The 26,604-nt window shown below is 68.2% G+C and carries 25 protein-coding genes and 1 tRNA gene; 14 read left to right on the top strand and 12 right to left on the bottom strand.

Annotation, left to right across the window (positions count from 1 at the left end; all coding sequences use genetic code 11):
• Positions 1-64 precede the first annotated feature (64 nt).
• The 3 genes from AC1D2F_RS21890 (at position 65) to AC1D2F_RS21880 (ending at position 3,998) form a co-directional block, all read left to right on the top strand.
• Positions 65-1,888: an ABC transporter ATP-binding protein gene (locus tag AC1D2F_RS21890; RefSeq protein WP_364746372.1), complete on the top strand. Its 1,824-nt coding sequence runs from the start codon at positions 65-67 to the stop codon at positions 1,886-1,888.
• Positions 1,885-3,780 (top strand): ABC transporter ATP-binding protein, encoded by a 1,896-nt coding sequence (locus tag AC1D2F_RS21885; protein WP_476967690.1) that lies wholly within the window; start codon positions 1,885-1,887, stop codon positions 3,778-3,780. The genes AC1D2F_RS21890 and AC1D2F_RS21885 overlap by 4 nt, the downstream gene beginning before the upstream one ends.
• A gap of 141 nt (positions 3,781-3,921) precedes the next feature.
• Positions 3,922-3,998, top strand: a tRNA-Pro gene (locus AC1D2F_RS21880).
• Positions 3,999-4,154: 156 nt separating this feature from the next.
• On the opposite strand, the gene AC1D2F_RS21875 is transcribed toward AC1D2F_RS21880, so the two are convergent.
• Positions 4,155-4,373, bottom strand: coding sequence for a hypothetical protein (locus AC1D2F_RS21875; protein WP_229995200.1), 219 nt, complete (start codon positions 4,371-4,373; stop codon positions 4,155-4,157).
• Positions 4,374-4,503: 130 nt separating this feature from the next.
• Between AC1D2F_RS21875 and AC1D2F_RS21870 the strand changes: the two genes are divergently transcribed.
• Positions 4,504-5,769, top strand: coding sequence for a helix-turn-helix domain-containing protein (locus tag AC1D2F_RS21870; RefSeq protein WP_476967689.1), 1,266 nt, complete (start codon positions 4,504-4,506; stop codon positions 5,767-5,769).
• Between the two features lie 16 nt (positions 5,770-5,785).
• Here AC1D2F_RS21870 and AC1D2F_RS21865 read toward each other — a convergent pair whose 3' ends face one another.
• Together AC1D2F_RS21865 and purD are read right to left on the bottom strand one after the other, a co-directional pair.
• Positions 5,786-6,697, bottom strand: a complete 912-nt coding sequence (locus tag AC1D2F_RS21865; protein WP_476967697.1) for a phosphoribosylaminoimidazolesuccinocarboxamide synthase — start codon at positions 6,695-6,697, stop codon at positions 5,786-5,788.
• A gap of 62 nt (positions 6,698-6,759) precedes the next feature.
• Positions 6,760-8,070: a phosphoribosylamine--glycine ligase gene (gene purD / locus AC1D2F_RS21860; protein WP_229995211.1), complete on the bottom strand. Its 1,311-nt coding sequence runs from the start codon at positions 8,068-8,070 to the stop codon at positions 6,760-6,762.
• Positions 8,071-8,489: 419 nt separating this feature from the next.
• Here purD and AC1D2F_RS21855 point away from each other — a divergent pair, with 419 nt between their 5' ends.
• The 3 genes from AC1D2F_RS21855 to AC1D2F_RS21845 are packed head-to-tail and all read left to right on the top strand — an operon-like array spanning position 8,490 to position 11,538.
• Complete coding sequence (locus AC1D2F_RS21855) at positions 8,490-10,079, top strand: molybdopterin-dependent oxidoreductase (protein WP_364746378.1); 1,590 nt, start codon at positions 8,490-8,492, stop codon at positions 10,077-10,079.
• 36 nt (positions 10,080-10,115) lie between these two features.
• Positions 10,116-11,132: an asparaginase gene (locus tag AC1D2F_RS21850; RefSeq protein ID WP_229995197.1), complete on the top strand. Its 1,017-nt coding sequence runs from the start codon at positions 10,116-10,118 to the stop codon at positions 11,130-11,132.
• A 16-nt stretch (positions 11,133-11,148) separates the two neighbouring features.
• Complete coding sequence (locus tag AC1D2F_RS21845; RefSeq protein WP_229995196.1) at positions 11,149-11,538, top strand: sterol carrier family protein; 390 nt, start codon at positions 11,149-11,151, stop codon at positions 11,536-11,538.
• 47 nt (positions 11,539-11,585) lie between these two features.
• On the opposite strand, the gene AC1D2F_RS21840 is transcribed toward AC1D2F_RS21845, so the two are convergent.
• The 4 genes from AC1D2F_RS21840 to AC1D2F_RS21825 all read right to left on the bottom strand — a co-directional run bounded on the left by AC1D2F_RS21840 (position 11,586) and on the right by AC1D2F_RS21825 (position 15,227).
• On the bottom strand, positions 11,586-12,347 hold the full coding sequence (locus AC1D2F_RS21840; RefSeq protein ID WP_229995195.1) for an SDR family oxidoreductase: 762 nt from the start codon (positions 12,345-12,347) through the stop codon (positions 11,586-11,588).
• A gap of 150 nt (positions 12,348-12,497) precedes the next feature.
• Positions 12,498-12,815: a hypothetical protein gene (locus tag AC1D2F_RS21835; protein ID WP_364746383.1), complete on the bottom strand. Its 318-nt coding sequence runs from the start codon at positions 12,813-12,815 to the stop codon at positions 12,498-12,500.
• Positions 12,816-12,873: 58 nt separating this feature from the next.
• Positions 12,874-13,182, bottom strand: coding sequence for a DUF1508 domain-containing protein (locus AC1D2F_RS21830; protein ID WP_229995193.1), 309 nt, complete (start codon positions 13,180-13,182; stop codon positions 12,874-12,876).
• 191 nt (positions 13,183-13,373) lie between these two features.
• Entirely contained in the window at positions 13,374-15,227 is a 1,854-nt protein-coding gene (locus AC1D2F_RS21825) for a glycoside hydrolase family 15 protein (protein ID WP_364746386.1), read from the bottom strand.
• A 126-nt stretch (positions 15,228-15,353) separates the two neighbouring features.
• Between AC1D2F_RS21825 and AC1D2F_RS21820 the strand changes: the two genes are divergently transcribed.
• Both AC1D2F_RS21820 and AC1D2F_RS21815 read left to right on the top strand, forming a co-directional pair.
• Positions 15,354-16,169: a DUF72 domain-containing protein gene (locus AC1D2F_RS21820; protein WP_414645508.1), complete on the top strand. Its 816-nt coding sequence runs from the start codon at positions 15,354-15,356 to the stop codon at positions 16,167-16,169.
• A gap of 74 nt (positions 16,170-16,243) precedes the next feature.
• The gene (locus AC1D2F_RS21815; protein ID WP_229995806.1) at positions 16,244-17,311 is read left to right on the top strand and encodes an App1 family protein; all 1,068 of its coding nucleotides are present in this window, start codon (positions 16,244-16,246) and stop codon (positions 17,309-17,311) included.
• On the opposite strand, the gene AC1D2F_RS21810 is transcribed toward AC1D2F_RS21815, so the two are convergent.
• Entirely contained in the window at positions 17,308-18,840 is a 1,533-nt protein-coding gene (locus AC1D2F_RS21810) for a GH1 family beta-glucosidase (protein ID WP_476967688.1), read from the bottom strand. The two genes, AC1D2F_RS21815 and AC1D2F_RS21810, sit on opposite strands and share 4 nt — an antisense overlap.
• 116 nt (positions 18,841-18,956) lie before the next feature.
• On the opposite strand from AC1D2F_RS21810, the gene AC1D2F_RS21805 reads away from it, so the two are divergent.
• Positions 18,957-19,514 (top strand): TspO/MBR family protein, encoded by a 558-nt coding sequence (locus AC1D2F_RS21805; RefSeq protein ID WP_476967687.1) that lies wholly within the window; start codon positions 18,957-18,959, stop codon positions 19,512-19,514.
• A gap of 85 nt (positions 19,515-19,599) precedes the next feature.
• Here AC1D2F_RS21805 and AC1D2F_RS21800 read toward each other — a convergent pair whose 3' ends face one another.
• Together AC1D2F_RS21800 and AC1D2F_RS21795 are read right to left on the bottom strand one after the other, a co-directional pair.
• Positions 19,600-20,001 (bottom strand): J domain-containing protein, encoded by a 402-nt coding sequence (locus AC1D2F_RS21800; RefSeq protein WP_476967686.1) that lies wholly within the window; start codon positions 19,999-20,001, stop codon positions 19,600-19,602.
• 67 nt (positions 20,002-20,068) lie between these two features.
• The gene (locus AC1D2F_RS21795) at positions 20,069-20,497 is read right to left on the bottom strand and encodes an Hsp20/alpha crystallin family protein (protein WP_290369409.1); all 429 of its coding nucleotides are present in this window, start codon (positions 20,495-20,497) and stop codon (positions 20,069-20,071) included.
• 135 nt (positions 20,498-20,632) lie between these two features.
• Between AC1D2F_RS21795 and AC1D2F_RS21790 the strand changes: the two genes are divergently transcribed.
• Positions 20,633-20,920 (top strand): MerR family transcriptional regulator, encoded by a 288-nt coding sequence (locus AC1D2F_RS21790; RefSeq protein WP_229995803.1) that lies wholly within the window; start codon positions 20,633-20,635, stop codon positions 20,918-20,920.
• A 6-nt stretch (positions 20,921-20,926) separates the two neighbouring features.
• Here AC1D2F_RS21790 and AC1D2F_RS21785 read toward each other — a convergent pair whose 3' ends face one another.
• Positions 20,927-21,709 (bottom strand): phosphatase PAP2 family protein, encoded by a 783-nt coding sequence (locus AC1D2F_RS21785; protein WP_229995802.1) that lies wholly within the window; start codon positions 21,707-21,709, stop codon positions 20,927-20,929.
• Positions 21,710-21,989: 280 nt separating this feature from the next.
• Here AC1D2F_RS21785 and AC1D2F_RS21780 point away from each other — a divergent pair, with 280 nt between their 5' ends.
• The 3 genes from AC1D2F_RS21780 to AC1D2F_RS21770 all read left to right on the top strand — a co-directional run bounded on the left by AC1D2F_RS21780 (position 21,990) and on the right by AC1D2F_RS21770 (position 25,198).
• Complete coding sequence (locus tag AC1D2F_RS21780) at positions 21,990-23,627, top strand: purine-cytosine permease family protein (RefSeq protein ID WP_364746394.1); 1,638 nt, start codon at positions 21,990-21,992, stop codon at positions 23,625-23,627.
• Entirely contained in the window at positions 23,624-24,787 is a 1,164-nt protein-coding gene (locus tag AC1D2F_RS21775; RefSeq protein ID WP_364746396.1) for a cyclase family protein, read from the top strand. Before AC1D2F_RS21780 ends, AC1D2F_RS21775 begins: the two co-directional genes overlap by 4 nt.
• A gap of 201 nt (positions 24,788-24,988) precedes the next feature.
• Positions 24,989-25,198, top strand: coding sequence for a hypothetical protein (locus AC1D2F_RS21770; protein ID WP_229995799.1), 210 nt, complete (start codon positions 24,989-24,991; stop codon positions 25,196-25,198).
• Positions 25,199-25,337: 139 nt separating this feature from the next.
• Here AC1D2F_RS21770 and manD read toward each other — a convergent pair whose 3' ends face one another.
• Positions 25,338-26,567 carry a D-mannonate dehydratase ManD gene (gene manD, locus AC1D2F_RS21765; protein ID WP_476967685.1) on the bottom strand — a complete coding sequence of 410 codons (1,230 nt, stop codon included), beginning with the start codon at positions 26,565-26,567 and terminating at the stop codon, positions 25,338-25,340.
• Positions 26,568-26,604 lie beyond the last annotated feature (37 nt).

The following is a 26,604-nucleotide window of genomic DNA, read 5'->3' as shown; positions in this document are numbered from 1 at the left end:
GTAGTTGCTACAGGAAACTACATTCAACGGTGCTATCTATGCACGGGCGTCTTAAGAAGCAGGCATGGCCAAGCAGAGTTCATTCTTTACCTCCATCAGCCGTCTCTACCCGCACGTCAGGCCCATCCTGCCCCGGCTGGTCATGGGCCTGCTCTGCGCACTGCTGGCCAGTGTCATGGCGCTGGCCATCCCGCAGGTGCTGCGCGTGCTGGTCAACGAGTCCCTGCAGCCGGGCGGCAGCCCGGACGCCGTCTGGGGCGCCTCGCTCCTCATCCTCGTCCTGGGCATCGCCGAGGCCGGCCTCGTGGCCCTGCGCCGGCAGTTCGTCATCAATCCGGCCACCACCGTCGAGACCCGGATGCGGGTCTCCCTCTACGGGCACCTTCAGGACCTCACGGTCTCTTTCCATGACCGCTGGGGCTCCGGGCAGCTGCTCTCCCGGGCCATGACGGACCTGAACTTCCTGCGCCGCTGGATGGCCTTCGGCGCCATCATGCTGGTGGTCACCACGCTTACCGTGGTGATCGGCGTCGCGGTGATGTTCTCCATGAGCTGGCAGCTGGCCCTGATCTTCCTGGCCGCCGCCGTGCCGATCATGATCTACGGGTTCCGCTTCCGCACCCGGTTCAGCAAGGTGGCGCGCCGCAGCCAGGACCAGGCCGGGGACCTCGCCACGACGGTCGAGGAATCCGTCCACGGCATCCGGGTCCTGAAGGCGTTCGGCCGCAGCCGCGAAGCGCTGGAGAACTTCAACGAACAGGCCGAGGAACTCCGGCAGACGGAGATCGCCAAGGCCAAACACCTGGCAACCTTCAGCCTGGTGGTGACCCTCCTGCCCGAACTCGCCCTCGGCGCCGGCCTCGTCGTCGGCATCCTGCTGGCCTCCACGGACCAGCTCTCCATCGGGTCCCTCGTGGCCTTCTTCGCCACCGCCGCAGTGGTCGCCGCACCGGTCGAGTTCTGCGGCATGCTGCTGGCGATGGCCCTCACCGCGAAGTCCGCGGTGGACCGGCACTTCGAAGTCATGGACGCGCAAAACACGATCACCAGCCCGGACCAGCCCCGCCGGCCGGCCGGGCTCAAGGGTGCCCTCAGCTTCCGCAACGCCTCGTTCGCGTTCGAGGACGCCCCGGACAAGCCGATCCTCAAGAACATCACCCTGGACATCCGGCCCGGCGAAACCATGGCCCTCGTGGGCATCACCGGCAGCGGCAAGAGCGCCCTGCTCCAGCTGGTCCCCCGCCTCTACGACGTCACCGGCGGCTCCATCACCATCGACGGCGTGGACCTGCGGGAGTTCGGCGTGGAGGACCTGCGCACCGCGGTGGCGGTCGCGTTCGAAGACACCACCTTGTTCTCCAGCTCCGTCCGGGACAACGTCCTGCTCGGCGCGCCCGACGCCGGGTCGGCGGAAGGCCGCGACGCGGCCCTGGAGGAAGCCCTCGACGTCGCCCAGGCCCACTTCGCCTATTCGCTGCCGCACGGGGTGGACACCCTGATCGGCGAGGAGGGCCTCAGCCTCTCCGGCGGCCAGCGCCAGCGCATTGCCCTGGCCCGCGCCATTGCCGCGAAACCTGCCGTGCTGGTCCTGGACGACCCGCTCTCGGCACTGGATGTGAACACCGAGGTGCTCGTCGAGGCAAGGCTGCGCCAGGTCCTCGCGGACACCACCACGCTGATCGTGGCCCACCGGCCCTCCACCGTGGCGCTGGCCGACCGGGTGGCCCTGCTCGAGGACGGCCGGATCGCCGCCGTCGGAACCCACACGGAACTGCTCGCCAAAAACAGCCACTACCGCTACGTGATCGCCAGCCTGGACGCGGAACCGCGGGACCTGGATTCAGAATTGTCCGCCCTCGAAGACCAGTCCGAGGAGATTTCCCGATGAGCAGCGCAACGTTCGGTACCGCCAATGAGGACAACGCGCACCTCAGCCGGAACGAGAGCAAGGCCGTCCGGCGGCGCTCCCTGACCCTTCTGGGCTCCCTGATCCGCCCCGTCCGGGCCCGTTTCTGGCTGACCATCGGCGCCGTCGTCCTGTCCCAGGCCGCCCGCGTGGCCGGGCCGGCGCTGATAGCCTTCGGGATCGACCACGCCCTGCCGGCCGTGCGCGCCGGCGACAACCTTCCCCTGGTCTTCGCCGGCGTCGCCTACCTCGCCGCGGCCGTCGTGGCGGCCGGCCTGACGGCCCTGTACGTGACCTCGACGGCGCGGCTCAGCCAGGCGATGCTGCTGGACCTCCGCGTCCGGGTCTTCCGCCACACCCAGCGGCTGAGCCTGGAATTCCACGAGAAATACACCTCCGGCCGCATCATCGCCCGGCAGACCTCGGACCTGGAGGCCCTGCGCGAACTCCTGGATTCCGGCGTGAGCTCGCTGGCCTCGGGGATGCTGTTCATGGCGTTTACGGCCGTGACGGTGTTCGCCCTGGACTGGCGCAGCGGGGTGCTGGTGCTGGCCGCCGGTGTGCCGATGTATTTCCTGGCCCGCTGGTACCAGAAGCACTCACAGATCGCCTTCCGCGAATCCCGGGTGGTCTCCGCCCGGCTGATCGTGCACTTCGTGGAGACCATGACGGGCATCCGGGCTGTGAAGGCGTTCCGGAAGGAACGCGAGAATGCCGCGCGCTACGCCGAACTGTCGGAGGACTACCGGCGCGCGACCGTCCGCTCCATCAACCTCAACGGCATCTTCCAGCCCGGGCTGGTGCTGATCGGGAACGTCTGCGTGGCCCTCGTGCTGCTCACGGGCGGCTTCCGGGTCCTCAGCGGCGACCTCGAGGTCGGTGTGCTCCTGGCCCTGATCCTGTCCACCAAGCGTTTCTTCCAGCCGGTGGACCAGATGGCGATGTTCTATAACTCGTTCCAGAGCGCCCAGGCGGCCCTGGAAAAGGTCTCGGGCCTGCTCGAGGAGGTCCCCACCGTGCGGCCGCCGAAGACACCCGTTGCCCTGGACCATGCGCGGGGCAGTATCGACTTCGACGGCGTCGAATTCCGTTACGGCGACGGCCCGGTCGTCATCCCCCGGCTGGACCTGCACATCCCCGCTGGCCAGACGGTCGCGCTGGTCGGGCAGACAGGCGCCGGCAAGTCCACCCTCGCGAAGCTGATTGCCCGCTTCTACGACGTCTCCGCCGGGTCCGTGACCCTCGACGGCGTGGACTTGCGCCAGCTCACCACCGAGGACCTGCGCCGGCACGTCGTCATGGTCACCCAGGAGGCCTTCCTGTTCAGCGGGTCCGTGGCGGACAACATCGCCCTGGGCCGGCCCGAAGCCTCGCGCGAGGAGATCGAGGACGCGGCCCGGGCAGTGGGGGCGCACGCCTTCATCATGGACCTTCCGGACGGCTACGACACCGACGTCAACAAGCGCGGCGGCCGCGTCTCCGCCGGACAGCGCCAGCTGATCAGCTTCGCCCGGGCTTTTTTGGCCCGCCCGGCCGTCCTGATCCTGGACGAGGCAACGTCCTCGCTGGACATCCCGTCGGAGCGCATGGTCCAGCAGGGGCTCGCGGGGCTTCTGCGCGGGACACGGGAGGCCGGACCGTCTGAGACCGGCGGCCAGCCCGCCGCAGACGCGGACTCCGGCCCGGACGCTGCCGCCGGCTCCGGGCGGACAGCGCTGATCATTGCCCACCGGCTCTCCACCGTGGAGACGGCGGACCGGGTCCTGGTGGTGCATGACGGACGCGTCGTCGAAGACGGCACCCCGGCGCAGCTGATCGGCGACGGCGGCGCTTTCGCCCGGCTCCACGGCGCCTGGAAAGACTCGCTGGTCTGAACAGCTCCTGCCGTCCCGGGGCCCGCCCGGGACGGCACGGCGGCCAGGCCACTTCGTCCCGTCGGCGTCGTCCTCAGGCCCGATTTCACATCCGGGGCCTTGATCGGATACTCTTGTGAAGTTGCTTTTGAAGCAACGGATCGGGATGTGGCGCAGCTTGGTAGCGCGCGTCGTTCGGGACGACGAGGTCGCAGGTTCAAATCCTGTCATCCCGACCACAGACAAAAGAGGGCCCCCCACGCGGAGGGTCCTCTTTTGCGTTTCCGCACTATTTGTTGCCTCCCGCACGGGCGGTCCCCCCGGCGCGGACGCTGCCCGGACACGACACAGCCCCGGGAGAAATCTCCCGGGGCTGCACCGTTAGATCGGGGCTGTTACATCGGATCGGGCCAGTTGCCGACGTTCAGCGAGTGGGTCATGGGGTCGGGCCAGTTGCCCACCGCCTGGGCGGCGCGCATGGGGTCGGGCCAGTTGCCGACGGCGGCAACGTCTGAGACATCGGTAAGTGAAGCAGCGGACAGCACGGCCGGGGCCGCGGCGGAGAATGCCAGTGCGCCCGCCAAGACGGCGCCGGCTGCAATCTTCTTCAACATAGGTTTCCTCAATATGGGTTGGGGTCCTTAACCAAGTCAGCACTACCCTTGTTGACACACATTGTAAAATGGTTTCCACAGAGACTGTCAAGCATTTAGTACAAAGAATGTCCGGAATTAGGAGGTATCCGTGGGGAACGGATTTGGGGAGAAGCTCCGCGCGGAACGGCTCGAACGGGGCCTGACGCAGGCGGAGCTGGGCCGTGACCTGTACTCCCCCAGCTACATCTCTCTGCTGGAAACCGGACGCCGCGAGCCGACTGCCGATGTCATCGAAGAGCTTGCCCGCCGGCTCGAACTGGCGCCCAAGGCGCTCGAGGCCTGGAGCCAGCCGGTTTCCGTCAGCGACGCCGAATACGTGCTCGCGGGACTGTATGCCCGGCAGGCCTGGGACCTCCGGGACTACCCCGTGGCCGCCACCCACGCCGCCGCCGCCGCCAAGATCGCCCTGGAGGCCAAGAACACCAGCGCGTGGTGGAACATGACCTATATGCAGGCCGAGTGCCTGATCAAGCAGGGCCTCTGGCAGGAGTGCAAGGACGTGGTCCAGAATCTGCTGGAGCACCCGATGGCCGCGGAGTCGGCCGGGCTCGGCGTCCGGGCCCAACAGATGCTCGCCGCAGCCTCGCAGGGGCAGGGGCAGCTGACCGCCGCCGTCGAGCATGCGCAGGAAGCGGTGCGGCTCTGCGCCCAGCTGCCCAAGGGCTCCACCATGATCATCGGCGCCCTCCGCGCCCTCATCGGCGCCCTGGCCGAGAGCGGCCGGCTCGATGAGGCCTGGGAGTACTGCCAGGCCATGAACGACCAGATGGACGACCACTCAATGTCCCAGCTCGCCGGCGAAGTGGCCTGGGTGATCGGCAACGTGGCCTTCATGCGCCACGACTACCCCGAGGGGATCAAATACCACGAGCGGGCCGGCCGGCTGCTGTCCCCGGCCAATGACATCGACCTGTGGGCCCGGTTCAACAAGGCCTCCGCCGCCGTCCGCCTCTCCTCGGGAATCGTCGAACCCGAGACGCTGTCATCGATCGAGCGCGCCGAACTGGCCCTCTCGATTGTCGGCGGCAACAAGACGGACCAGCTCGAAGTCGCCTTCATCCGCGCCCGCTGGCTCTACCTCACCGGCGACATCGTGGCCGCCGTCCAGAAGCTGCGCGAGATCCCCGCCGAGCGGGAGGCGCTGGCCCGGCACACCGCAGGCGAGGTCTCCCTGCTGCTGGGCAAGGCCCTCAAGGCCGCCGGGGAATCCGCGGAGGCCCTGGTGTACCTCGAGGAAGCCCAGAAGGAGTTCAGCGCGGCAGGCGCCTCGGACCGGGTCCAGCAGGCCCTGGACGCCGTGCTCGAGATCAAGCTGGCCCAGCGGCGGGCCGAGGCCGCTTCCGCGGAAGCGTAGCCCCGGCCCGGACGGGCTAGGCGAACGTCCGGCCGGTGAGCTTCTCGTAGGCCTCCACATAGCGGCTGCGCGTGCGCGCCACGACGTCGGCCGGAAGGACGGGCGGGGGCGTGTCGGAGGCCTTGTCCCAGCCCGATTCGGCCGAGGTCAGCCAGTCGCGCACATACTGCTTGTCGTAGGACGGCTGGGCCTGCCCGGGCTGGTACGTGGYCGCATCCCAGAAGCGTGAGGAATCCGGGGTCAGCACCTCATCGCCCAGGGTGATGACGCCGGTGGCGGCGTCGAGGCCGAATTCCACCTTGGTGTCAGCCAGGATGATGCCGCGGCCGCGCGCGATTTCCTCGGCCTTGGTGTAGATCTCCAGGGTCAGCCGGCTCAAATTCGCCGCCACGTCCGCACCGACCAGGCCCACGACGGCGTCGTAGGTGATGTTCTCGTCGTGCTCGCCCACCTCGGCCTTCGCCGAGGGTGTGAAGATGGCTTCCTGCAGCCGCGATCCGTCCACAAGGCCGGCGGGCAGCGGGATGGCGCACACGGTGCCCGACTCGCGGTACTCCAGGAGCCCGGAGCCGGTGAGGTAGCCGCGCGCGATGCATTCGACCGGGAACATGTCCAGTTTCTTGCAGATCATCGCCCGGCCCTCGACGGCGGCGGGAACACCGCCGTCGACCGTGGACGCGAGGACGTGGTGGGCGACGCCGAGCTGTTCGAACCACCACAGGCTCAGCTGGGTCAGGATGCGGCCCTTGTCCGGGATCTCGCTGGCCAGGACGTGGTCATAGGCGCTGATGCGGTCGCTGGCCACCACCAGGACGCAGTCCTGGCCGAAACGTTCGGTGAAGGCCGGGTCCGCGGGGACGTAGAGGTCGCGGACTTTCCCGGAGTAGACGTGCTGCCAGCCGGGCAGGTCCAGCGTGGCGGTGTCCAGTCCGCCCTTGGGCTGGGTCTCGGGCTGGGTGCCGGGCGTCGGGGTTGCGGGTTCTGTCACGTTCACGCCTTCGCTTTCGACGCCGCCGGAGTTCCCGGTGCCGCGACGCGGATTTGACCGCGGGCGGCCTTGCCGCCGATGTCGGTGCGGAACTGGCTGCCGTCCAGCTGGACGAGTTCGACGCCGTCGTACGCCCGTTCCCGGGCCTCCACGAGGTCCGTACCCAGCGCCACGACGGCCAGGACGCGGCCGCCGGCGGACACGACCTTGCCTTCGCCGTCGAGCTTGGTACCGGCATGGATCACGTGGACGCCGTCCAGGGCGTCGACCTTTTTCAGGCCCCTGATGCGGTCGCCCGTCCGCGGGGTGTCCGGGTAGTTTTCGGCGGCCACGACGACGGCGACCGCCGTGTCCTTGGACCAGCGCAGCGGCTGGACCTTGTCCAGTTCGCCCTTGGCAGCGGCCATCAGCAGCCCGCCGAGGGGCGTCTTGAGCCGGGCGAGGACGGCCTGGGTTTCGGGGTCGCCGAACCGGACGTTGAATTCGATGACCCGCGTGCCGCGCGAGGTCAGGGCGAGGCCGACGAAGAGGACGCCGACGAACGGCGTGCCACGGTGGGCCATCTGGTTGATCGTGGGCTGGGCGACGCGGTCGATCACTTCCTGGACGAGGCCTTCGGGGGCCCATTCCAGGGGCGTGTAGGCGCCCATGCCGCCGGTGTTGGGGCCTTCGTCGTTATCGAAGATGCGCTTGAAGTCCTGCGCCGGAGACAGGGCCACGGTGTTGGTGCCGTCGCAGAGGACGAAGACGGAGACCTCGGGCCCGTCGAGGAACTCCTCGATCACCACGGTGCCGCCGGCGTCGAAGCAGCTCTGGGCGTGCGCGAGAGCCTCGACGCGGTTGTTGGTGACGACGACGCCCTTGCCGGCGGCGAGCCCGTCGTCCTTGACGACGTAGGGGGCGCCGAACGTGTCGAGCGCGTCGGCGGCTTCCTCGGCGGTGCCGGCCACCCGGGCCATGGCCGTGGGCACGCCGGCCTCGGCCATGACTTCCTTGGCGAAGGCCTTGGACGCCTCGAGCTGGGCCGCGGCCTTGCTGGGGCCGAAGACGGGGATGCCGGCGGCGCGGACGGCGTCGGACACACCGGCGGCGAGGGGCGCCTCCGGGCCGACCACCACCAAATCCACGGTGAGCCTGACGGCCAGCGCGGCGACGGCGTCGGGATTGTTCGCGTCGATCGCATATGTGGGGACCAGCGCGCTGATGCCGGCGTTGCCCGGGGCCGCGTGGACCTCGGAAACGTTGGGGTCGGCAAGCAAGGATCGGACAATGGCGTGTTCGCGGCCGCCGGGGCCGATGACAAGTACCTTCACAGTCTCCAAGGGTACGTGGTGCACCCCGCAGGCTCCTAAGCTGTGTCGGCCGCTGGACATGCTCAATCTTCGCGGCGCGGCACGCCCGGGCGCCGGCCAATCCGCGGGACATGCCCAGTCCAGGCCCCGGCCAATGGACACAATGCCACCATGTCCATGCCTGGAAACCAGCACTGGACATGCCCCCTGGGCCGCGGAACATACCCAAGCACCAGGCATGAGAGTGGCTCTGAGTCCGCAGCGGGGCAAGCCCGGGGCGCCGGACAATCCGCGGGACATGCCCAGTCCAGGCCTCGGCCAATGGACACAATGCCACCATGTCCAGGCCTGGAAACCAGCACTGGGCATGTCCCCCTGGGGCCCAGGAGTATGTCCACTCGCCAGACAATCCGCCCGCCGCGCGGCTACGAATGGCCTGTATGAACAAGCCCAGCATGAAGCCCAACAAGCGGTCCCGCGGCGCCACAGCCCTAGCCGCGGTGGCCGGTGTGGCCGCCGCGGCCGTCGTCCTGTCCGTCGCGGAACTGATCGGCGCGTTCTTCACCGCGCGGGCCACGCCCCTCATTGCGCTGGGCTCCACGTTCATCGACTTCACGCCGCCGTGGATGAAGGACTTTGCCATTGCCACGTTCGGCACCAACGACAAGGCCGCGCTGTTCGTCGGGATGGCGGTCACGATCCTGCTCCTCGCGTGCGTACTCGGCATCGTGGCGTACCGGAAGTGGGCCCTGGGTGTGGCCGGTGTGGTGCTGATGGGCGCCGTGATCGTCGGCAGTGTGGTGACCCGGGCAAGCGTCAAACCGGTCGACGCGATTCCCTCCCTGATCGGCACCGTGGCGGGTCTGGTGGTGCTTCGTCTCCTGATCACCAGGCTGTGGCGGATGCAGGCATGGCCGGACCGTGCGGCCGACGTCGCCGCGAAGGAACCCGAGCGCCCGGCGACCACGCGGCGCGCATTCTTCGCCGCCGCCGGCATCACCGCGGCCGCCTCGGCCGTTGCTGCCACCGGCGGGCGCCTGCTGAGCGCGGCCCGCAGCAACGTGGCCGCGGCCCGCGAATCGCTGAAGCTGCCCGCACCGGCCAAGGCCGCCGCCGCCGTCCCGGCCGGTGTCCAGTCCAAGGTGGCTGGCGTCACGCCGTGGCTGACCCCGAACAAGGACTTCTACCGGATCGACACGGCCCTCAGTGTGCCGGAGATCAACGCCCAGGACTGGGAACTGCGCATCCACGGCCTTGTGGAACAGGAGGTCCGGCTCACGTTCCAGGATCTGCTCGACGCCCAGCTGATCGAATCCCATGTGTCGCTGACCTGCGTGTCCAACCCGGTCGGCGGCAACCTGGCCGGCAACGCCAAATGGCTGGGCATGCCCATCCGAGACGCCCTGAAGCTGGCCCGCCCCAAGCAGGGCGCGGACATGGTGCTCTCCACCTCGATTGACGGTTTCAGCGCCTCCACGCCCCTGGAAGTCCTCCAGGACGACCGCGACGCCATGCTGGCGATCGGCATGAACGGCGAGGCCCTCCCGCTCGAACACGGCTACCCGGTACGGATGGTGGTTCCCGGGCTGTACGGCTTCGTCTCCGCCACGAAGTGGGTGGTGGACCTCGAGGTGACCCGGTTCGCCGACAGCAAGGCGTACTGGACCCAGCGCGGCTGGTCCGAACGCGGCCCGATCAAGACCATGGCGCGCGTCGAGGTGCCCAAGTCCTTCGCCAAGGTCCCCGCCGGAAAGGTCGCACTCGGCGGTACCGCGTGGGCCCAGACCCGCGGGATCACGAAGGTCGAGGTGCAGATCGACAGCGGCCCCTGGACCGAGGCAGTGCTCTCCGACGAGGCCTCCCTCATCACCTGGCGGCAGTGGTCCTTCGAATGGGACGCCACGCCGGGCCCGCACTACATCAAGGTCCGCGCCACGGACGGCACCGGCGAGGTCCAGACGGACAAGCGGGCGGATCCGGTCCCGGACGGCGCCTCCGGCTGGCAGTCAGTCATGGTGACCGTGGAATAACCGGGGTATCAGCACAGGGCACCATAGACTTGCTGCATGGCTTTGAACCCGCATGCAACCTTCACAGTCGACTCCGCCGTCGAACTGGCAGTCATCGAACGCAGCGGCTTCGTGGAGTCCCGCCACATCGGCTCGGCTGTTGTGCTTGCCGCGGATGGAACTGTAGTGATCGAGCTCGGCGATATTAACGCGCCCATTTTTGCCCGGTCCACGCTCAAACCGTTGCAGGCCCTCGCATCGATGCAGTCCGGAGTGCCCCTGCGGGGTGCCCAGGTGGCCATCGCGTGCGGCAGCCACGTCGGGTCCCTGGACCACATGGATGTGGTCGAGGGCATGCTCAAGGCGGCCGGGGCCAAGGAAGACCAACTGCAGTGCCCGGCCGACTGGCCCCAGGATGAGACCGCCCGGAACTGGCTCGTCCAGACCGAGCGCGGCAAGTCCAGGCTTGCGTTCAACTGCTCGGGCAAGCACGCTGCGTTCCTTTGGGCGTGCACGGAGAACGGCTGGGACAAGAACAGCTACCTCGAACCCAACCACCCGCTGCAGCAGCGCATCCGCTCCGTGATCGAGGAGTACTGCGGCGAACACATCACCCACCTGGGCATCGACGGCTGCGGCGCACCGGTTGCCGCCGTCTCCCTGATCGGCCTGGCCCGGGCCTACTCGAAGCTGGCCAAGGCTCCGGGCGACAAGAACTCGAACGCACGGGCCGCCACGATTGCCACGTCCATGCTGGACTACCCGTGGGCCGTCCAGGGGCGCGGGCAGGCCAACACGATCGTGATGGACGAACTCGGCATCCTCGCCAAGATCGGCGCCGAGGGGGTGCTGGTCATGGCCACCCGCCAGGGCGTCTCGGTTGCCATCAAGATGCTCGACGGCAACATCCGTGCCACCACCCTGGTGGGGCTGACGCTCCTCGCGGCCTCCGGTGCCGTCGAAATCCCTGAAGTGTCCAGCGTCCTGGACAAGGTGGTGGACCCCGTCCTGGGCGGGGGACGCCCGGTAGGCAAAATCCGGCTCGGGCGGGCCGTCGCGGCTCTGCTGGACTAGGGCTGGAGGCAGGAAAGTGGCTGTATCGCGCCGTCGAATCGCCGTGGACGAGGGCCGCGCGGCACTTGCCGCATGGCAGGACGCCAATCCCGCGGCACCCGGCCCCGAAGGAACCAGCGCCGTCCCGCGCAGCACCATCGCGACGGCGGTGCGCTACTCGCTGGAGGAAGTCAGCGCGCGGGCGCCCGGCAACTCCGTGGAGGTGCGGGTCCCTCCGTTCGGCGTCACGCAGTGCGTGGAGGGCCCGCGGCACACGCGCGGCACCCCGCCGAACGTCATCGAGTGCGACGCCGCCACCTGGCTGGCGATGGTCAGCGGGCGATTGAGCTGGGCAGACGCCGTCGCGGCCGGCCATGTTGCGGCCTCGGGACTGCGAGCGGACCTGTCCGCCCTGCTGCCGCTCTAACCCGGCCTCCTAACCTCCCACAAGCCGGTCCTCAAGCGGCCAGGACCTCAGCCGCGGCCGATGAACGGCATGCCCGCAGCCGTGACCACGAGGGATCCCACGTTGGCCGACGCCGGCATCCCGGCCATCAGCAGCACGGCCCGGGCGGCGTCCTGCACCGCAAATGTCGGCTCGGCCCGCAGGCTGCCGTCTGCCTGGACCGCCCCGGAGCCGACGCCGATCTCCTCCATGAGATCCGTTGCGGCATTGCCGATGTCGATTTGTCCGCAGGTGATGCCGAACTCCCGCCCGTCCAGGTCAATGCTTTTGGTCAGCCCCGTGATCGCATGCTTGGTCACCGTGTAGGCCACCGTCCGGGGCCGGGGTGAATGCGCCGCGATCGAACCGTTGTTGATGATCCGTCCGCCCTGGGGCGACTGGGCCTTCATGGCCCGGACGGCGGCCGCGGCGCAGAGGAGGGATCCTGTGAGGTTCACGGCCACGGTCGCGTCCCAGTCCTCCATTGTGATCTCGTCCACTGAGGCGGCGGGGCCGAACACGCCGGCGTTGTTGAAGAGCACGTCCACCCGTTCCCACTGCCCCAGCGCCGCGGCGAAGAGCCGCTCGACGTCGTCGGGGACGGTGACATCGCACGGGACCGCGAGCGCCTGGCGGTGGCCGGCCGCGGTCTCGCGGAGCGGCTCCTCCCGCCGCCCCGCCAGGACCACCCGGTAGCCCTCGGCCAGCATGAGGCGGGCCACCGCACGGCCGATGCCGGAACCGGCTCCGGTGACGACGGCGACCCTTCCGGGGGTGTGGTGCTGGCTCATGGGGTCCTCCTCGACGGTTACGCGGCTGCCCGGCCAGCGTACCGCCGAGATGGCACTTCACGGCAGTGTTTCGCGCCCGGACCGCCGCGAACTGTCATCTCGGTGGGTCATCTCGGGAGGCTGTGGGCGGACATTTCGGGGCGGGCCGCCCTAGCGGGAGTCCTCGCCGCGGTCCCGGGTCTGCCGGCCCGTCCGGTAGCCGGACCAGAACGCGAGTACCAGCAGCCCGACGCCGATCAGCGCGGACCCGGTCCAGGCGCTGGCGCCCATGAACATAAGCCCCTGCGGCACGACGGGTCCGGTGGCCAGCGGAGCATACGCGAACCARCCAAAGTCCTCCTGCGGCACCGGCTGGGCGAGGAAGACCAGCCCGGCGAGCAGCATGGCCGCGGCAGCGAGCGGCACGGCCACACGGCCGAGCAGATTCTTCCGGGCACGGCCGGAAATCCGATTCCCCCGCGGATCCATGGCCATACTGTAACCGCTCGGCGCAGGAATCCCGGCAGGGCCAACGGCCGCCCGGAGGTCAGTGGCGGGCCTGCGCCCTCTTTCCCGCCGCCAACGAGCCCCCAATTGCGGAGTTTGATCGCCCGGCACCGCCGCGCCGCCCCCTGATCACCCGGGCGGACGAGCCGGGCACCGCGGCCCGTCCATCGGCGCTGCGGTCCCTGATCAGGCCGGTTCCGGCGATCTCCCTCGCCTGGGCGACGCCGGCAACGGCCGCTTTCTTGGTGGGAAACGTCACTGAGACCGCCATCAGTTGTCCTGCCCCGTCCATCATCCGAATGCGGTAGCCGCCGTCGGGCGCGTCCACGAGCTCAAAATACCCCGCCATTGCACACTCCTCGTTCCCTCGTATCCCCCGCCGGGATGTTAGTAAGTGTACTTACTTAACGGTGGAGGGAAAGTGCTGAAGGTCCTGCCGTTCCCCCGCTGGAGCCCACCGGCGGCCGGGCCGAGGTCACGGGGACAGGTCACTGGCAGGGTTTGCGGGCACGGGCACACGTCACGGGGGGCGGGCGCGCCTCAGGGACGCGGGGCGGGTCCGGGGCGGGGCGATCTGCGGGTCCGGGGAGGCGCCCCGCCCGCGCCCGCACGCAGCGGGGTGTCGCTGCGGCGGACGCCATCGTCTTGCAGTTCCAGCGCGCTCATCACGAGGGCGAAGTGGCTGAAGGCCTGCGGCGTGTTGCCCAGCTGACGGCCGGCCTCGACGCCCCACTCCTCGCTGAGGAGTCCGACGTCGTTGCGCAGCGCCAGCAGGCGCTCGAACAGTTCCCCGGCCTCGTGGCGCCGGCCCGCCCCGATCAGCGCCTCCACCAGCCAGAAGGAGCACGCCAGGAACACCCCTTCCTCGCCGGGAAGCCCGTCGTCGCTCTGCGCCGGCAGGTAGCGGCGCAGGAAGCCGTCGTGCGTCAGCTCGCGCTGGACGGCGTCGATGGTTCCGATGATGCGCGGATCATCCGGCGGGAGGAACCCCACCCGGGGCAGCAGCAGGAGACTGGCGTCCAGCTCGGGCCGCCCGTAGGACTGCACGAATGTGTTGCGTTCGGCGTCGAACCCGTTGGCCATGACCTCGGCGTGGATTCTGTCACGCAACTCCTCCCAGCGGTCCGCCGGGCCGGTCAGGCCGAAGTCCCGGACCCCCTTGACCATGCGGTCCGCCGCCACCCATGCCATCACCTTGGAGTGCGTGAAGTGGCGCTGCGGGCCGCGCATTTCCCACAGCCCGTTATCCGGCCGGCTCCAGGCTGTCTCGAGATGTTCCATGAGGGCCACCTGGACGTCCCAGGCGTCGTCGGTGTGTTTGAGGAGGGAGTTCCGGGTCAGGGACAGGCAATCGAGCACCTCGCCCCAGACGTCGAGCTGCAGCTGGCCGGCCGCGCCGTTCCCGGTACGCACCGGGGCGGAGTTTTCATAGCCCTTCAGCCACGGCAGTTCGAGCTCCGGCAGCCGGCGTTCACCGTGGAGGCCGTACATGATCTGCAAATCCGCCGGGTCCCCGGCGACGGCCCGGAGCAGCCAGTCGCGCCACGCGCCGGCCTCCTCCGTGTAGCCCGCGGCCAGCAGCGCCTGCAGGGTGAGGGTGGCGTCGCGCAGCCAGCAGAAGCGGTAGTCCCAGTTCCGGGTGCCGCCGATCTCCTCCGGCAGGGACGTCGTGACGGCGGCAACAATGCCCCCGGTGGGGGCGAAGGTCAAGGCTTTGAGCGTGATCAGCGAGCGCTGGACGGCGTCACGGTGCGGCCCGGTGACCTTGCACTTCGCCGACCAGCCAAGCCAGAACTCCTCGGTGGAGGCCAGGACCGCTTCCGGGTTCACTGAGCGCGGCCGGCGACGGTGGCTGGGGCTCCATGTCAGTACGAAGGGCACCCGGTCCCCGGCCGTGACCGTGAAGTCGCTGACGGTGTGCATCCGCTCGCCCCGCAGGGGCGCCTCGGTCACCAGATAGGCGGAGTCGGGCCCGGCGACGGCGTGGATCCCGCGCTCGTCGTGGCGGACCCACGGCACAACATGGCCATAGTCGAACCGGAGCGCCAGTTCGCCGCGCATCCGCACCGTGCCGCGGACACCGACGACGATCCGCACGATATCCGCCACTTCGTCGCGCGGCGGCATGAAGTCAATGATCCGGACCTTGCCCTCGGGCAAGTCCCACTCGGTTTCCAGGATCAACGTGCCCTTGCGGTAGCGGCGCCGGGTGCATTCGCCGCCGCCGGCCGGCGCCAGCAGCCACCGGCCGGCCGCGGGGGTATCGAGGAGCGCGCCGAAACAGGCCGGTGAGTCGAAGCGGGGCAGGCAGAGCCAGTCAATGGAGCCTTCGGTGCTGATCAGGGCCGCGGTGTGCAGATCCCCGACCATTGCGTAATCCTCGATGCGGGCCATGACACTTACAGTGCCACACCACAGTCCCGCCCGGCACGGGAGGGCAACGGGAGCCGGCTCACCGGAGTGCCCGCAGGACTAGGATCCATCCGTGGGAGAACTATCTGCGGGGGAAAGGGACCGGGCATGGCAGGGCACGAAGCCGCTTGGCACGACGGCGCCGGTCACACAGGTACCGGCGACACAGGGACCGGCCGCATAGGAACTGTGCGGATCGGAACGTCCGGCTGGAGCTATGACCACTGGGAAGGGGTCCTCTATCCGCCAGGCCTGCCCGCCCGGGACAGGCTGGCACACTATGCGGCCCGCTTCGACACCGTGGAACTGAACGCCAGCTTCTACCGCTGGCCCAGGGAGGCTTCGTTTGCCGGGTGGCGCCGCCGCCTGCCCGAAGGTTTCGCCCTGTCCGTCAAGGCGCCCCGGGGCCTGACCCACGGAAAGAAGCTCTATGCCCCGGAGGCCTGGGTGGACCGGATCACCCGGTGCTGGCACGAACTCGGCGACAAGCGGGCCGTGCTGCTCGTCCAGCTGCCCCCGGACTTCGCGCGGGACGATGCCCGGCTGGACTACTTCCTCGCGGCACTGCCCGGGTGGATCCGTGTCAGCGTGGAGTTCCGGCACCCGAGCTGGGACGACGCCGGCGTTTACGCCGTGCTGGAACGTTACGGCGCGGCCTACTGCATCATGAGCGGCGCCGGGCTCCCGTGCGTCCTGCGCGCGACCGCACCGTTCGTCTACGTCCGGCTTCACGGCCCGGACCGCGACGTCCTCTACGGCGGATCGTATCCGGACGAGGACCTGCACTGGTGGGCCGCGCGGATCCGCGAATGGCGGGCGGCCGGCAAGGACGTCTTCGCCTATTTCAACAACGACGGCGGCGGCAACGCCGTCCGCAACGCCACCGCACTGCGCCGGCTGCTGGATGAGCCGCCGCCTGGGTAATCCGGAGTCACGGGCGCCGCCTCCCGGAACCCCGCCGGCACTGCCGCGGCCCGGCACTGTGGGAGAGTGGAGGCATGGAATTGGCGTCGCAACCAGCGCAGCAGCTGCCCGTGTCCGGCAACAGGGCCTTCCGGCTCGCCCATTGGGTGTCGGACACCGTCAATGGGGTTCGCCTCAAGACGGCCCGCCGCTGGAAGTTCATCCCGCAGACCGTCGCCTATCAGGGCTACGGTTCGACAGAGTGGGTCAGGCTGCTGGGCCGCGTGGTCCTCACCAGCAGGCCCGTGCCCGGCAGCAAGGCGGAGCGCCTGGCCCTGAACGGAAACCAGAACATCCGCGGCTGGCGCGCCTTCACGAGTGTCCCGGTTCAGTTCACCGAGGTGGAGATCCAGATCGGCGGCGTCACCACGCGCGTGCATACGGACCGCGGCGGCCTGGTAGACACCCTGGTCCACGTGGCGTTGGCCCCGGGCTGGCATACGGCGGTGCTGCGGGCCGAAGGAACGGAACCGGTTGAGGCCAGGATTTTCGTGATCTCCCCGGACACCAAGCTGGGCATTGTCTCGGACATTGACGACACCATCATGGTCACGGCCCTCCCCCGGCCTTTCCTGGCGCTGTGGAACACCTTCGTCCTGAACGAACGCGCCCGGATGGCGACACCTGGCATGGCCGTCCTGATGGATCGGCTCAAGGTGGAACACCCGGAAGCGCCGGTGATCTACCTGTCCACCGGGCCGTGGAACGCAGCGCCCACTCTGGCCCGCTTCATCGCCCGGAACCTCTATCCCTCGGGCGCACTGCTGCTCACGGACTGGGGACTGACCCACGACCGCTGGTTCCGCAGCGGACAGGAACACAAACGGCGGAACCTTGAGCTGCTGGCCCAGGAGTTCCCGAACATGCGCTGGCTGCTGTTCGGCGACAACGGCCAGCACGATGAAGAGATCTACTCCGGCTTCGCGCAGGAACACCCGGACCAGGTCGCCGCGATCGGCATCCGTCAGCTCTCGGCCAGCGAGGCCGTCTTCGCCGGCGGCCACTCCGACACAGGAGACCACTCGGAATCATCCGTCCCGTGGCTCTACTCGCCCGACGGCGCCGGACTCGCCAAGGGCCTGCAGGACCTGGATCTGCTCTAAGTTGTCGCTGCCTTAGGGGCGTCGGCCCCGGGGCGGGGCTGCCCGACGTCGGCCTGCTTTCCGACGTCGGGCTGCGCGGCGGGCGCCGCGTTCCGGGCCGCCAGAACTTCCTGGAGCCAGTAGTAGGAGGCCTTCGGTGTGCGGACCTGGGTGTCGAAATCGACGTGCACCAGACCGAACGGCTGCTTGTAGCCGGCGGACCACTCGAAGTTATCCATGAAGGACCACACATAGTAGCCGCGAAGGTCCACGGCCTCGGCCGCACCGCCGGGACGTGTCGCTTCCAGGGCCGTGCCGATGTGCTCCGCGAGGTAACGCAGGCGCCGTTCATCCGGAACCATCCGGCGGTCCGCCCCGACACACTGGACCACCACGTCCTCGAAACTGGCCCCGCCCTCGGTGATGTAGACCGGAGGCAGATCCGGGTAGCGCTCGGCCATCTCAGCCAGGGCAACCGACATGTATTCGGGCTTGACCGGCCAGCCGTAGGCCGTGGTCTCGGTGTCCGGGAACGGCGCGATGTGGAAGGGCGCACCGGGTGTCCCACTGAGGTCATCCCCCATGGCCTCGGCCATGCCGGGCGGCACGGTCCCCTCACCCGGACCCGCCCCGACGCGGGTGGGCATGTAATAGTTCAGGCCATAGAAATCCAGGGGCTGGGAGATCAGGTCCATATCTTCACTGGAGGGGCTGAACGACGATGAAAAGAACGTAGCGGCCCGAATGATGTCCGGGTACTTGCCGAGCAGCACGGGGTCAGCGTAGAGCCGGTTCTGCGCCACATCCATGAGTCCGGCGCTGACCGCGTCCAGCGGGTTGGCGGTGGCCGGGACCATCGGTGAGTACACATTGGTAATGCCGATTTCGCCCTGTACCTTGGCGGCACGCAGCACTTGGAGCGCCAGGCCGTGGCCCAGCAACTGGTGGTGCACGCTGGGGAGGGCCTTGAGCATGAGTGCCTCGCCGGGCGCATGCATGCCCAGGGCGTAGCCGTTGGTGGTGACCGTGGCGGGCTCGTTGACAGTCACCCAGCGGCTAACGCGGTCCCCGAAGGCGGCCGCGGCGATGCCGGCGAAGTCCCTCAGCCGGTAGGCCGTGTCCCGGTTCATCCACCCACCGGCCTCATCCAGGGGCAGCGGGGTGTCCCAGTGATAGAGCGTGGCCATGGGGGAAATACCGTTGGCGAGCAACAGGTCGATCAGCCGGTCGTAGAAGTCCAGTCCGGCGGGGTTCACGGGCCCGCTGCCGCCGGGCTGGATCCTGGACCAGGACAACGAAAACCGGTACGAATCGATCCCCAGGTCCTTCATCAGTGCCACGTCCTCTGGCATCCGGTGGTAATGGTCGCAGGAGACGGCCGGGCTGTGGTCCTCCACGATCGAGCCCGGTTTCGCAGCAAAGACGTCCCATCCGGTGGGGCCGCGGCCGTCTTCATCGAGTGCGCCCTCGATCTGGAAGGCGGATGTAGCCACGCCCAGGGTGAAGCCGGGCGGAAGAAGGGAAGCCAGATCCTTGGCGGAAGCGTTCATCGACGGGACCTCTATGTAGTTTCAGGAGTTGGTTGACTGATCTTAGGCTTCCCCGGGGGCGGGCGCCACGACCCGGGCCGTTTGACGGACGCGATGCCGACGGCCACTGTTGATCAGTGCACCTGACAATTGAACAAGGCGTCAACCGCCGGCCGGCCCCGGCGACGCCTGGCCCCGGCCGGCAGGCAGCAGCTCTCCTCTGCTTCCTCGCGGTCTCCCATGGGGTGTCCTTTGTGGCGTCGCTGGTCATCATCGGGAACGCCGGCGGATGGTACGCGGCGGCGGACAAGGCTCCGTGGACTCCCCCGGGCTGGGCCTTCGGAGCGGTCTGGACGGTGCTTTATACAACCATGGCGGTGGCGGCGTGGCTGGTCTGGCGCCGGGGAACAGGGCTTGCCTCCTCCGGGCGCAGCCGAGGCGCCATGACCGTCTACGGCATCCTGCTGCTCGTGAACCTCGCCTGGGCGCCCCTGTTCTTCGGCATGTACCCCATGGTCGGCTCGGCCGCCCTCTGGCTGGCTCTCCTGGTCATCGCCGCCCATGCCGTGGCCGCGGCCGCCATCGTGGTCCGGTTCGGCCTCATCATCCGGGCAGCCGGCCTGCTCATGCTGCCGTACGTCTCGTGGATTGTGTTCTCACTTAGCCTGAACGCCTACGCCGCCGCCAGCAACTGAACCCTGCCAGCAACTGAACCCCGACGTCCTTCCTGTCCCACTTCTTCCGCTCCGGTCAGCGGCCCGGGCAACAGTGTCTCCCCCGTCACGGCCCGGGTTCCCGGCGAACGGGGAGCACGCGCACAAGGGGATCCCGACGCCGGACGATGCGCACCGGGATGTCGCGGCCGCCCGGGCCGGGATGGCCGCTCTGGCCGTTTTGGTGGCTCCGGCCGTTCTGGTGATTCAAGGTGCCGTCCTGGACGTCAGGCCGCCCGCCGCCGGCGTCATACTCCGCCCGGGTCCTGGCGTCCCGCAGCACGGCGAAGGCCTGCAGAATCCCGCCCGCGTCACTGCCGTCGGGAGGGCCGATGTCCGGATAACCGATATCCGGATGGTGCCGGCGCATCAGCGCCCGGAAGGCGCGGCCAATCTCCTGCCGGCTCGCCTCCGGCGAGATGTGCAACAGCGCGTAGTAGCCGCGGGGATCAGGGTTGCTGCCGGGCATGGTCATTTCTCCGGGGCTGACGGCCGGGGCCGGCGCCGTGGTGCGTGCTCGGCGCCGGCTCCGGGGGCTACTTCCCGATCTCCTGCCGTTTGTCCTGCGAACGGGTTATTTCAATCTTCCGCGGCTTGGCCTGCTCCGCCACGGGAATGCGGAGGGTTAGGACACCGTCAGCGTAATGCGCCTTGACGTTTTCCGTGTCCAGGGTGTCCCCGAGGATCAACTGGCGGCTGAAAACGCCGCGGGGGCGCTCCGAAACCGTCAGCTCCACGTTGGGCTGCGTCGGGTCCCGCCGCTCCGCCCGGACGGTCAGGACATTGCGCTCAATGTCGAGCCCGATCGAGTCGACGTTAACCCCCGGGAGGTCGAATGCAACGACGAATTCGCCGTTCTCCTGCCACGCGTCCATGGGCATGGCCGCGGGGCGTGCCACCGTCCCGAACACCTGCTGGGCGAGCCGGTCAAAGTCACGGAACGGGTCCGTCCGAATCAACATCATTTCCCACTCCTTCAGTGCGAGTTGGTCTGTATTCCTTCCACACCCACCACGATTTTTCTGTAGTGGTGGGTATAGATTTTTTATAGCACCGGTGGCACACTGTTGCAAGGGAAAATTGCGGACAGGAGGAGGACCATGGCGGACCGCGGCGCGGATTCAGGCCTGTACGCCATCTCCGTAGTGGCGCAGCTGGTGGGCACCGGGCAGCAGAACATCCGGCTCTACGAGCGCCGGGGACTCCTCGCACCGGACCGCACCGCCGGGGGCACCCGGCAGTACAGCGACGCCGACCTTGTGGTGCTGCGGCGGATCGGCGAACTCCTGGCGGAGGGCCTTAACCTGGCCGGCGTGGCCAAGGTGATGGAACTGGAGGAAGCCAATGCCCGGCTGCGGGCCGAGCTCAAGCGGGCGCGCGGCCGCTGACGGTGCTCAGTCCTGGCCGGCGTCGGCGGTGGAGAGCGTTCCCGTGATCTGTTCGCCCCGGATCCGGGCCGTCCGCCAGGTGTCCAGCGCAATGACCCCGCCCAGGACCACCAGCGAGATGGAGAAGGCGCCCAGGGCATCGGTCAGCCAGTGATAGCCGAGGTAGAGGCGGCTGATTGCTGCGAAGAACATGCCGATCCCCGCCACAATGAAGGCGACGACGGCGGCCCAGGGACTCTTCCGGCGCGAGAAGACCAGGAACGTGGTGACCAGCAGGAAATCGCACGCGCCCAGGACGTGACCGGAAGGGAAGGAGAACGTGGTGTCGGCACCGAAGAGCATGAGCTCCACGGGTGGACGCTGGCGTTCCACGATGCGGCCAATCACCTGCGCAAGGATCACCCCGGTCAGCATGGCGCCGGCCAGGAGCATCGGCCGCCAGGCGTGCTTGGCCAGCAAGCCCCAGGCCACAGTCACGACGAGGACAATGATCGGCAGGCCGATGGGGCCGAAGACGATCGCCAGAATGATCATGATGGTGGTGGCAGGTTCCCCACGCAGGGTCAGGAGCCAGGACCGGGTAGGCTCGTCCGCCGCCGACAGGCCGCCGTGCTGGAGGACACTTGCGAGGATTACCACGAACAGCACGACGCCCGTGATCATCAGGGCGACGGCCGTGAGATACAGATTCCGGCGCGCCGTGGCGCTCATGTACCGCTCTTCCACGACGAACTTTTCGTGGAAGGTCCGCCACCGGCCCTGCGGTTTACCTGTTTGAGCCTCTGCCATGTCGCCGTGCCGCCTTTGCGCCGTGTTGTGGATAGTCCCCGCTGAAGATTATCCCCTGTTATTTGCGCGGTGGTAGGCAAATGGCCCGACGGGATCTCCCCCGTAGAGGTGTGGCCCGGCCGCCGGATTCCGTAACCTGCCGGCCCGGACGGGGCAGGACGTTGCTGTGAGCCGCTTCACAGTGTAGCCTCCCAAATTAACAAGGTAGCCTCCAAGACAACTTGTGATGCTTACTAAGCAACTCTTGCGGAATCAATGATGAGCTGGATGGAGAACAACAATGGTCGAGGAACAGCCTGCTGATGCCCGCGCGGGGCGGAACCCCGGAAAGGTCACCGAGGTGGAGACCTACGGCATCGAGCGGATACCCGAGAAGGACCGCAATGCGAGCGCCCTTGACCTGTTCAGGGTTTCGTTCGGCGGGGCCAACACCTTCGCCACGGCCTTCCTGGGCGCATTTCCGATCCTTTTCGGCCTGTCATTCTGGCAGGGACTCGCCGCGACGGTGACGGGCCTGGTTGTCGGCGCCCTCCTGCTGGCACCCATGGCCGTCTTCGGCCCCACGAACGGGACCAACAACGCAGTGTCATCCTCAGCCCACCTGGGCGTGCACGGCCGGGTGGTCGGATCATTCCTGTCATTGCTAACTGCCTTGGCATTTTTCTCCATCTCGGTCTGGAGTTCCGGCGATGCCCTGGTCGGCGGCCTGAACCGGCTGGTTGGCCTGCCGCAGGACATGGGCTCGTTCGCCGTCGCCTACGGCCTCTTTGGTGGACTCGTCCTGGTTGTCTGTGTCTACGGGTTCAAGTTCATGCTGCTGGTGAACAAGATTGCCGTCACGGCGGCCACCCTGCTGTTCGTTGTCGGCTTCATCGCCTTCGCGGGCGACCTCAACCTGAACTTCGAGGGCTCCTTCGGGACCGGATTCGACGGCGTCGGCATCGCGGGATTCATCCCGGCCTTCATCGGCGCGGCCCTGATCGTCATGTCCAACCCCATCTCGTTCGGCGCGTTCCTGGGCGACTGGGCGCGATACATCCCCACCGCCACACCGAAGCGCCGGGTCATGGGTGCGGCGCTGCTCGCCCAGCTGGCCACCCTTATCCCGTTCGTCTTTGGCCTGGCCACGGCGTCCATCATCGCCACCAAGGCACCGGAATTCATGGATCCGGCGGCGCCGAACTACGTCGGCGGACTGCTGGCGATTTCCCCGGCCTGGTATTTCGTGCCGCTCTGCGCCATCGCCCTGATCGGCGGCATGTCCACCGGGGCGTCCTCGCTGTACGGCACCGGCCTTGATTTCAGCAGCGTGTTCCCGAGGTTCAACCGGGTCCAGGCCACCCTGTTCATCGGGACCCTGGCGATCGTGTTCATCTTCGCCGGCCGCTTCGCCTTCAACCTTGTCCAGAGCATTTCCACCTTCGCCACCCTGATCGTGACCTGCACCGCGCCGTGGATGGTGGTCATGCTCATCGGCTTCATCACCCGCCGCGGCTGGTACGACGCCGATGCCCTCCAGGTGTTCAACCGGCGCCAGAGTGGCGGACGGTACTGGTTCAACCACGGCTGGAACCTGCGCGGCATGACTGCCTGGCTGGTCAGCGCCGGGGCAGGGCTGAGTTTGGTGAACATGCCCGGCCAGTTCCAGGGGCCCCTGGGCAATCTGGCGGGCGGTGTGGACATCAGCCTGCCGGCATCGCTGGCGCTGGCGGCCGTTCTGTACCTCGGGCTGCTGTGGATTTTCCCGGAGCCGCGCGGAGTGTTCCCGGCCGCCGGGCCGCGCTGGATCCCCTCGAAGGACACACCGGTGCCGCCGGTCATGGATGCGGCCGGCAACACCGTCCCTGCCGCACCCCAGGAGGCAGCCGCGCCGGGCTCGTCCGGCGACCGGGACCCGGAGCTGGTGAGCCAGCCGTGACGTGGTTCGATCTCAGCGTTCCGCTGCGCACCGGAATGCCTGTTTACCCCGGCGACCCAGAGGTCCGGATCGCATCGGCACTGACCGTGGAGGCCGACGGCGCCAACGTGCTCTCCCTCGCCATGGGCTCCCATTCGGGCACCCACGCAGACGCACCCCTGCATGTGGGCGACGGCTGGGCAGCCCTGGACGAGCTGCCGCTCTCCCTCTTCGGCGGCGTCGCCGAAATCGTGGACATCCGGGGCGTGGCCCGCGGCGGCGCCATCACCGCCGCGCAGTTGGCAGGGATCGCCCCGGCGGGCATGACTGGGAATCCCGGGGAACCTGGGAATCCAGCGAGGATCCTCCTGCTGCACACCGGCTGCGCCGCGGCCTGGGGAACCGACGAGTACCTCAAACACCCGTGGCTCGACGCCGCGGCGGCGCAGCTGATCGTGGACCGCGGCTACCGCGCCGTAGGCCTGGACGCCCTCAGCGTGGATCCCAGCTCCCCCGGCGCTTCGGACGGCAAGCCGGCGGACGGCAGCTTCCCAGCTCACGCCATCCTGGCCGGAAACGGCTGCATTATCGTAGAAAACCTCACCGGGCTGGAGCAGGTCCAGCGGGCCAGAGAAGCAGGATCCGACGTCGAGGTCTTCCTCTTTCCACTCAATATCCCCGGGGCCGACGGTGCCCCGATCCGGGCCGTGGCACGGCGGCTGCCGGCTCCGGAACTGCAGCCGGCGGTGCTGTACCCGACGGCGCTGCAGCCGACAGTGATCCGCGCCCTCAGCCGCCAAGAGGTGCAGGACGCAGCGGACCGCCTGGTTGCCGCCTTCGCGGCCACGGACACCGAAGCCTACTTTGCCGCCTTCAGCCCCCAGGCGACATTCATCTTCCATCCGGAAGCCCAGAGCCTTGGTTCCCGGTCCGCCTACCGCGCTCTCTGGGACAACTGGCTCGCCGGCGGCTGGCGCGTGCTCGAATGCCGGAGCAGCGAGCAGGACATCCAGCTTCTGGGGGCTACCGCGGTGTTTTCCCACCGCGTGGCCACGACAGTCCAGATTGACCGGGAAGGTGGCCGCGATACGAGCGATGAACGGGAGACCATCATCTTCTCCCGGGCCCCGGACGGCAGCATCGTTTGCGTCCACGAGCACCTCTCGGCCTGCCCCCAGTGATCCGGGTGACCAGACTCACTGGGACAGCCGGGGCCGGGATGGATCTGCAGGTCAACCGCCAGGGCCGCTACGTGCGGGCATTTGGCGTCCGCACGGCCTGCGCTCAGACACGGCGTGGTGATTTGACGGGTCAATAAATATGACGTTATTGTTCCTGAATCCATTGGGGCCGACTAGAAGTACTCCAAGAAAGACAGAGCGATGACCACGATTACCGAGTCCATTGAGATCCAAGTCGACAACCGCCACGTCCTCGACGAACGACTCAACGACGCCGTCCGCGGGCTGCAGCAGCTCGCCATGACCACGGGGAAGCACGGCATTCTGCTCACGCGGCACAAGCCGGGCCACTACACCGCGGCCCTCTCCGACAAGGTCCCCTACGGCATGACCCGCGAGCTCGTTCACTGAGCCACCGGTAGACCGGACGCCGAGAGCCGGACTTCAAAGAGCCAGGTCCCGGGCGGCAGAGCATCGACTCGCCGCCCGGGACCTTTTTGGCGTTTCAGGGGCCGGTTACCATCAGCGCCGGTCACCAGTCATGGCCGGTTCACCAGTCATGGACGGTGCCGTCGACGAGGCGGTTGTAGGGCAGGTAGGCCTGCTGGTAGGGGTAGGCGGCGGCGGCTTCGGCGTTGAAGTCGACGCCGATGCCGGGCTTGTCTCCCGGGTGCAGGTAGCCGTCCACGAAGGTCATGGACTGTTCGAAGACCTCGTTGGTCGCATCCGAGTGCTGCATGTATTCCTGGATGCCGTAGTTGTGGATCGCCAGGCCGACGTGCAGCTGCGCGGCGAACCCGACCGGGGAGATGTCGGTGGGGCCGTGGAAGCCGGACTTGATCTGGTACTGCGCGGCGAAGTCCATCACCTTCTTCAGCGGGCTGATCCCGCCGAAGTGGGTGGACGCGGCCCTCACGTAGTCGATCAGCTGTTCCTTGATCAGACTCTGGTAGTCGTAGACGGTGTTGAAGATTTCACCGATCGCCAGCGGGGTGGTGGTGTGTGCCCGGACCAGGCGCAGCGCCTCCTGGTTCTCGGCCGGGGTGCAGTCCTCGAGCCAGAACAGGTCGTAGGGTTCCAGCGCCTTGCCCAGCTTCGCGGCCTGGATCGGGGTCATCCGGTGGTGCCCGTCGTGCAGCAGCGGGATTTCCGGGCCGAACTCGTTCCGGACCGCCTCGAACACGGTGGGCAGGTGGCGGAGGTAGGCGCGGGTGTCCCAGTCCTCCTCCTGCGGGAACGCGCCGCGCCCGGCCGGTTCGTAGTCGTAGCGTTCGCCCGAGGCCTGCGCCTGGGCCGCGACGCCGTAGACGGCCTTGATCCCGGGGACCGCGGTCTGGATCCGGATCGACTTGTACCCCAGTTCCAGGTGCTCCCGGACCGAATCGAACAGGGACGGGAGGTCCGCGCCGGAGGCGTGGCCGTAGGCGCGCAGCCCGTTCCGGGACGCCCCGCCCAGGAGCTGGTAAACCGGCATGCCGGCCAGCTTGCCCTTGATGTCCCACAAAGCCATGTCCACCGCGGCGATCGCGGCCATCGTCACCGGGCCGCGGCGCCAGTACGAGGACCGGTACAGGAACTGCCAGGTGTCCTCGATCCGGTGCGGGTCCTTGCCGATCAGCAGCTGCGCGACGTGCTCCTTCAAATACGCGGCCACCGCGAGCTCGCGCCCGTTCAGGGTCGCGTCCCCGATCCCGGTCACCCCGTCCTCGGTGGTGATCCGCAGGGTCACGAAATTCCGGGAGGGGCTGGTCACGAAGACTTCAGCGGCAATGATTTTCACAACAGGTCCTTTTCTGGTCTAACGGGGGTGTCTTAGG

The organism is Arthrobacter sp. P1_B3 (assembly GCF_056406615.1).
The sequence above is the reverse complement of the archived record's forward strand: the minus strand, read 5'-3'. Positions and strand labels throughout refer to the sequence as shown.

Bases quoted from the DNA above. Each gene is read 5' to 3' on its own strand.
- AC1D2F_RS21890 (WP_364746372.1), top strand. From the start codon at position 65: ATGGCCAAGCAGAGTTCATTCTTTACCTCCATCAGCCGTCTCTACCCG.
- AC1D2F_RS21885 (WP_476967690.1), top strand. From the start codon at position 1,885: ATGAGCAGCGCAACGTTCGGTACCGCCAATGAGGACAACGCGCACCTC.
- AC1D2F_RS21875 (WP_229995200.1), bottom strand. From the start codon at position 4,373: ATGTTGAAGAAGATTGCAGCCGGCGCCGTCTTGGCGGGCGCACTGGCA.
- AC1D2F_RS21855 (WP_364746378.1), top strand. From the start codon at position 8,490: ATGAACAAGCCCAGCATGAAGCCCAACAAGCGGTCCCGCGGCGCCACA.
- AC1D2F_RS21850 (WP_229995197.1), top strand. From the start codon at position 10,116: ATGGCTTTGAACCCGCATGCAACCTTCACAGTCGACTCCGCCGTCGAA.
- AC1D2F_RS21840 (WP_229995195.1), bottom strand. From the start codon at position 12,347: ATGAGCCAGCACCACACCCCCGGAAGGGTCGCCGTCGTCACCGGAGCC.
- AC1D2F_RS21830 (WP_229995193.1), bottom strand. From the start codon at position 13,182: ATGGCGGGGTATTTTGAGCTCGTGGACGCGCCCGACGGCGGCTACCGC.
- AC1D2F_RS21825 (WP_364746386.1), bottom strand. From the start codon at position 15,227: ATGGCCCGCATCGAGGATTACGCAATGGTCGGGGATCTGCACACCGCG.
- AC1D2F_RS21820 (WP_414645508.1), top strand. From the start codon at position 15,354: ATGGCAGGGCACGAAGCCGCTTGGCACGACGGCGCCGGTCACACAGGT.
- AC1D2F_RS21815 (WP_229995806.1), top strand. From the start codon at position 16,244: ATGGAATTGGCGTCGCAACCAGCGCAGCAGCTGCCCGTGTCCGGCAAC.
- AC1D2F_RS21810 (WP_476967688.1), bottom strand. From the start codon at position 18,840: ATGAACGCTTCCGCCAAGGATCTGGCTTCCCTTCTTCCGCCCGGCTTC.
- AC1D2F_RS21800 (WP_476967686.1), bottom strand. From the start codon at position 20,001: ATGCCCGGCAGCAACCCTGATCCCCGCGGCTACTACGCGCTGTTGCAC.
- AC1D2F_RS21795 (WP_290369409.1), bottom strand. From the start codon at position 20,497: ATGATGTTGATTCGGACGGACCCGTTCCGTGACTTTGACCGGCTCGCC.
- AC1D2F_RS21790 (WP_229995803.1), top strand. From the start codon at position 20,633: ATGGCGGACCGCGGCGCGGATTCAGGCCTGTACGCCATCTCCGTAGTG.
- AC1D2F_RS21785 (WP_229995802.1), bottom strand. From the start codon at position 21,709: ATGGCAGAGGCTCAAACAGGTAAACCGCAGGGCCGGTGGCGGACCTTC.
- AC1D2F_RS21780 (WP_364746394.1), top strand. From the start codon at position 21,990: ATGGTCGAGGAACAGCCTGCTGATGCCCGCGCGGGGCGGAACCCCGGA.
- AC1D2F_RS21770 (WP_229995799.1), top strand. From the start codon at position 24,989: ATGACCACGATTACCGAGTCCATTGAGATCCAAGTCGACAACCGCCAC.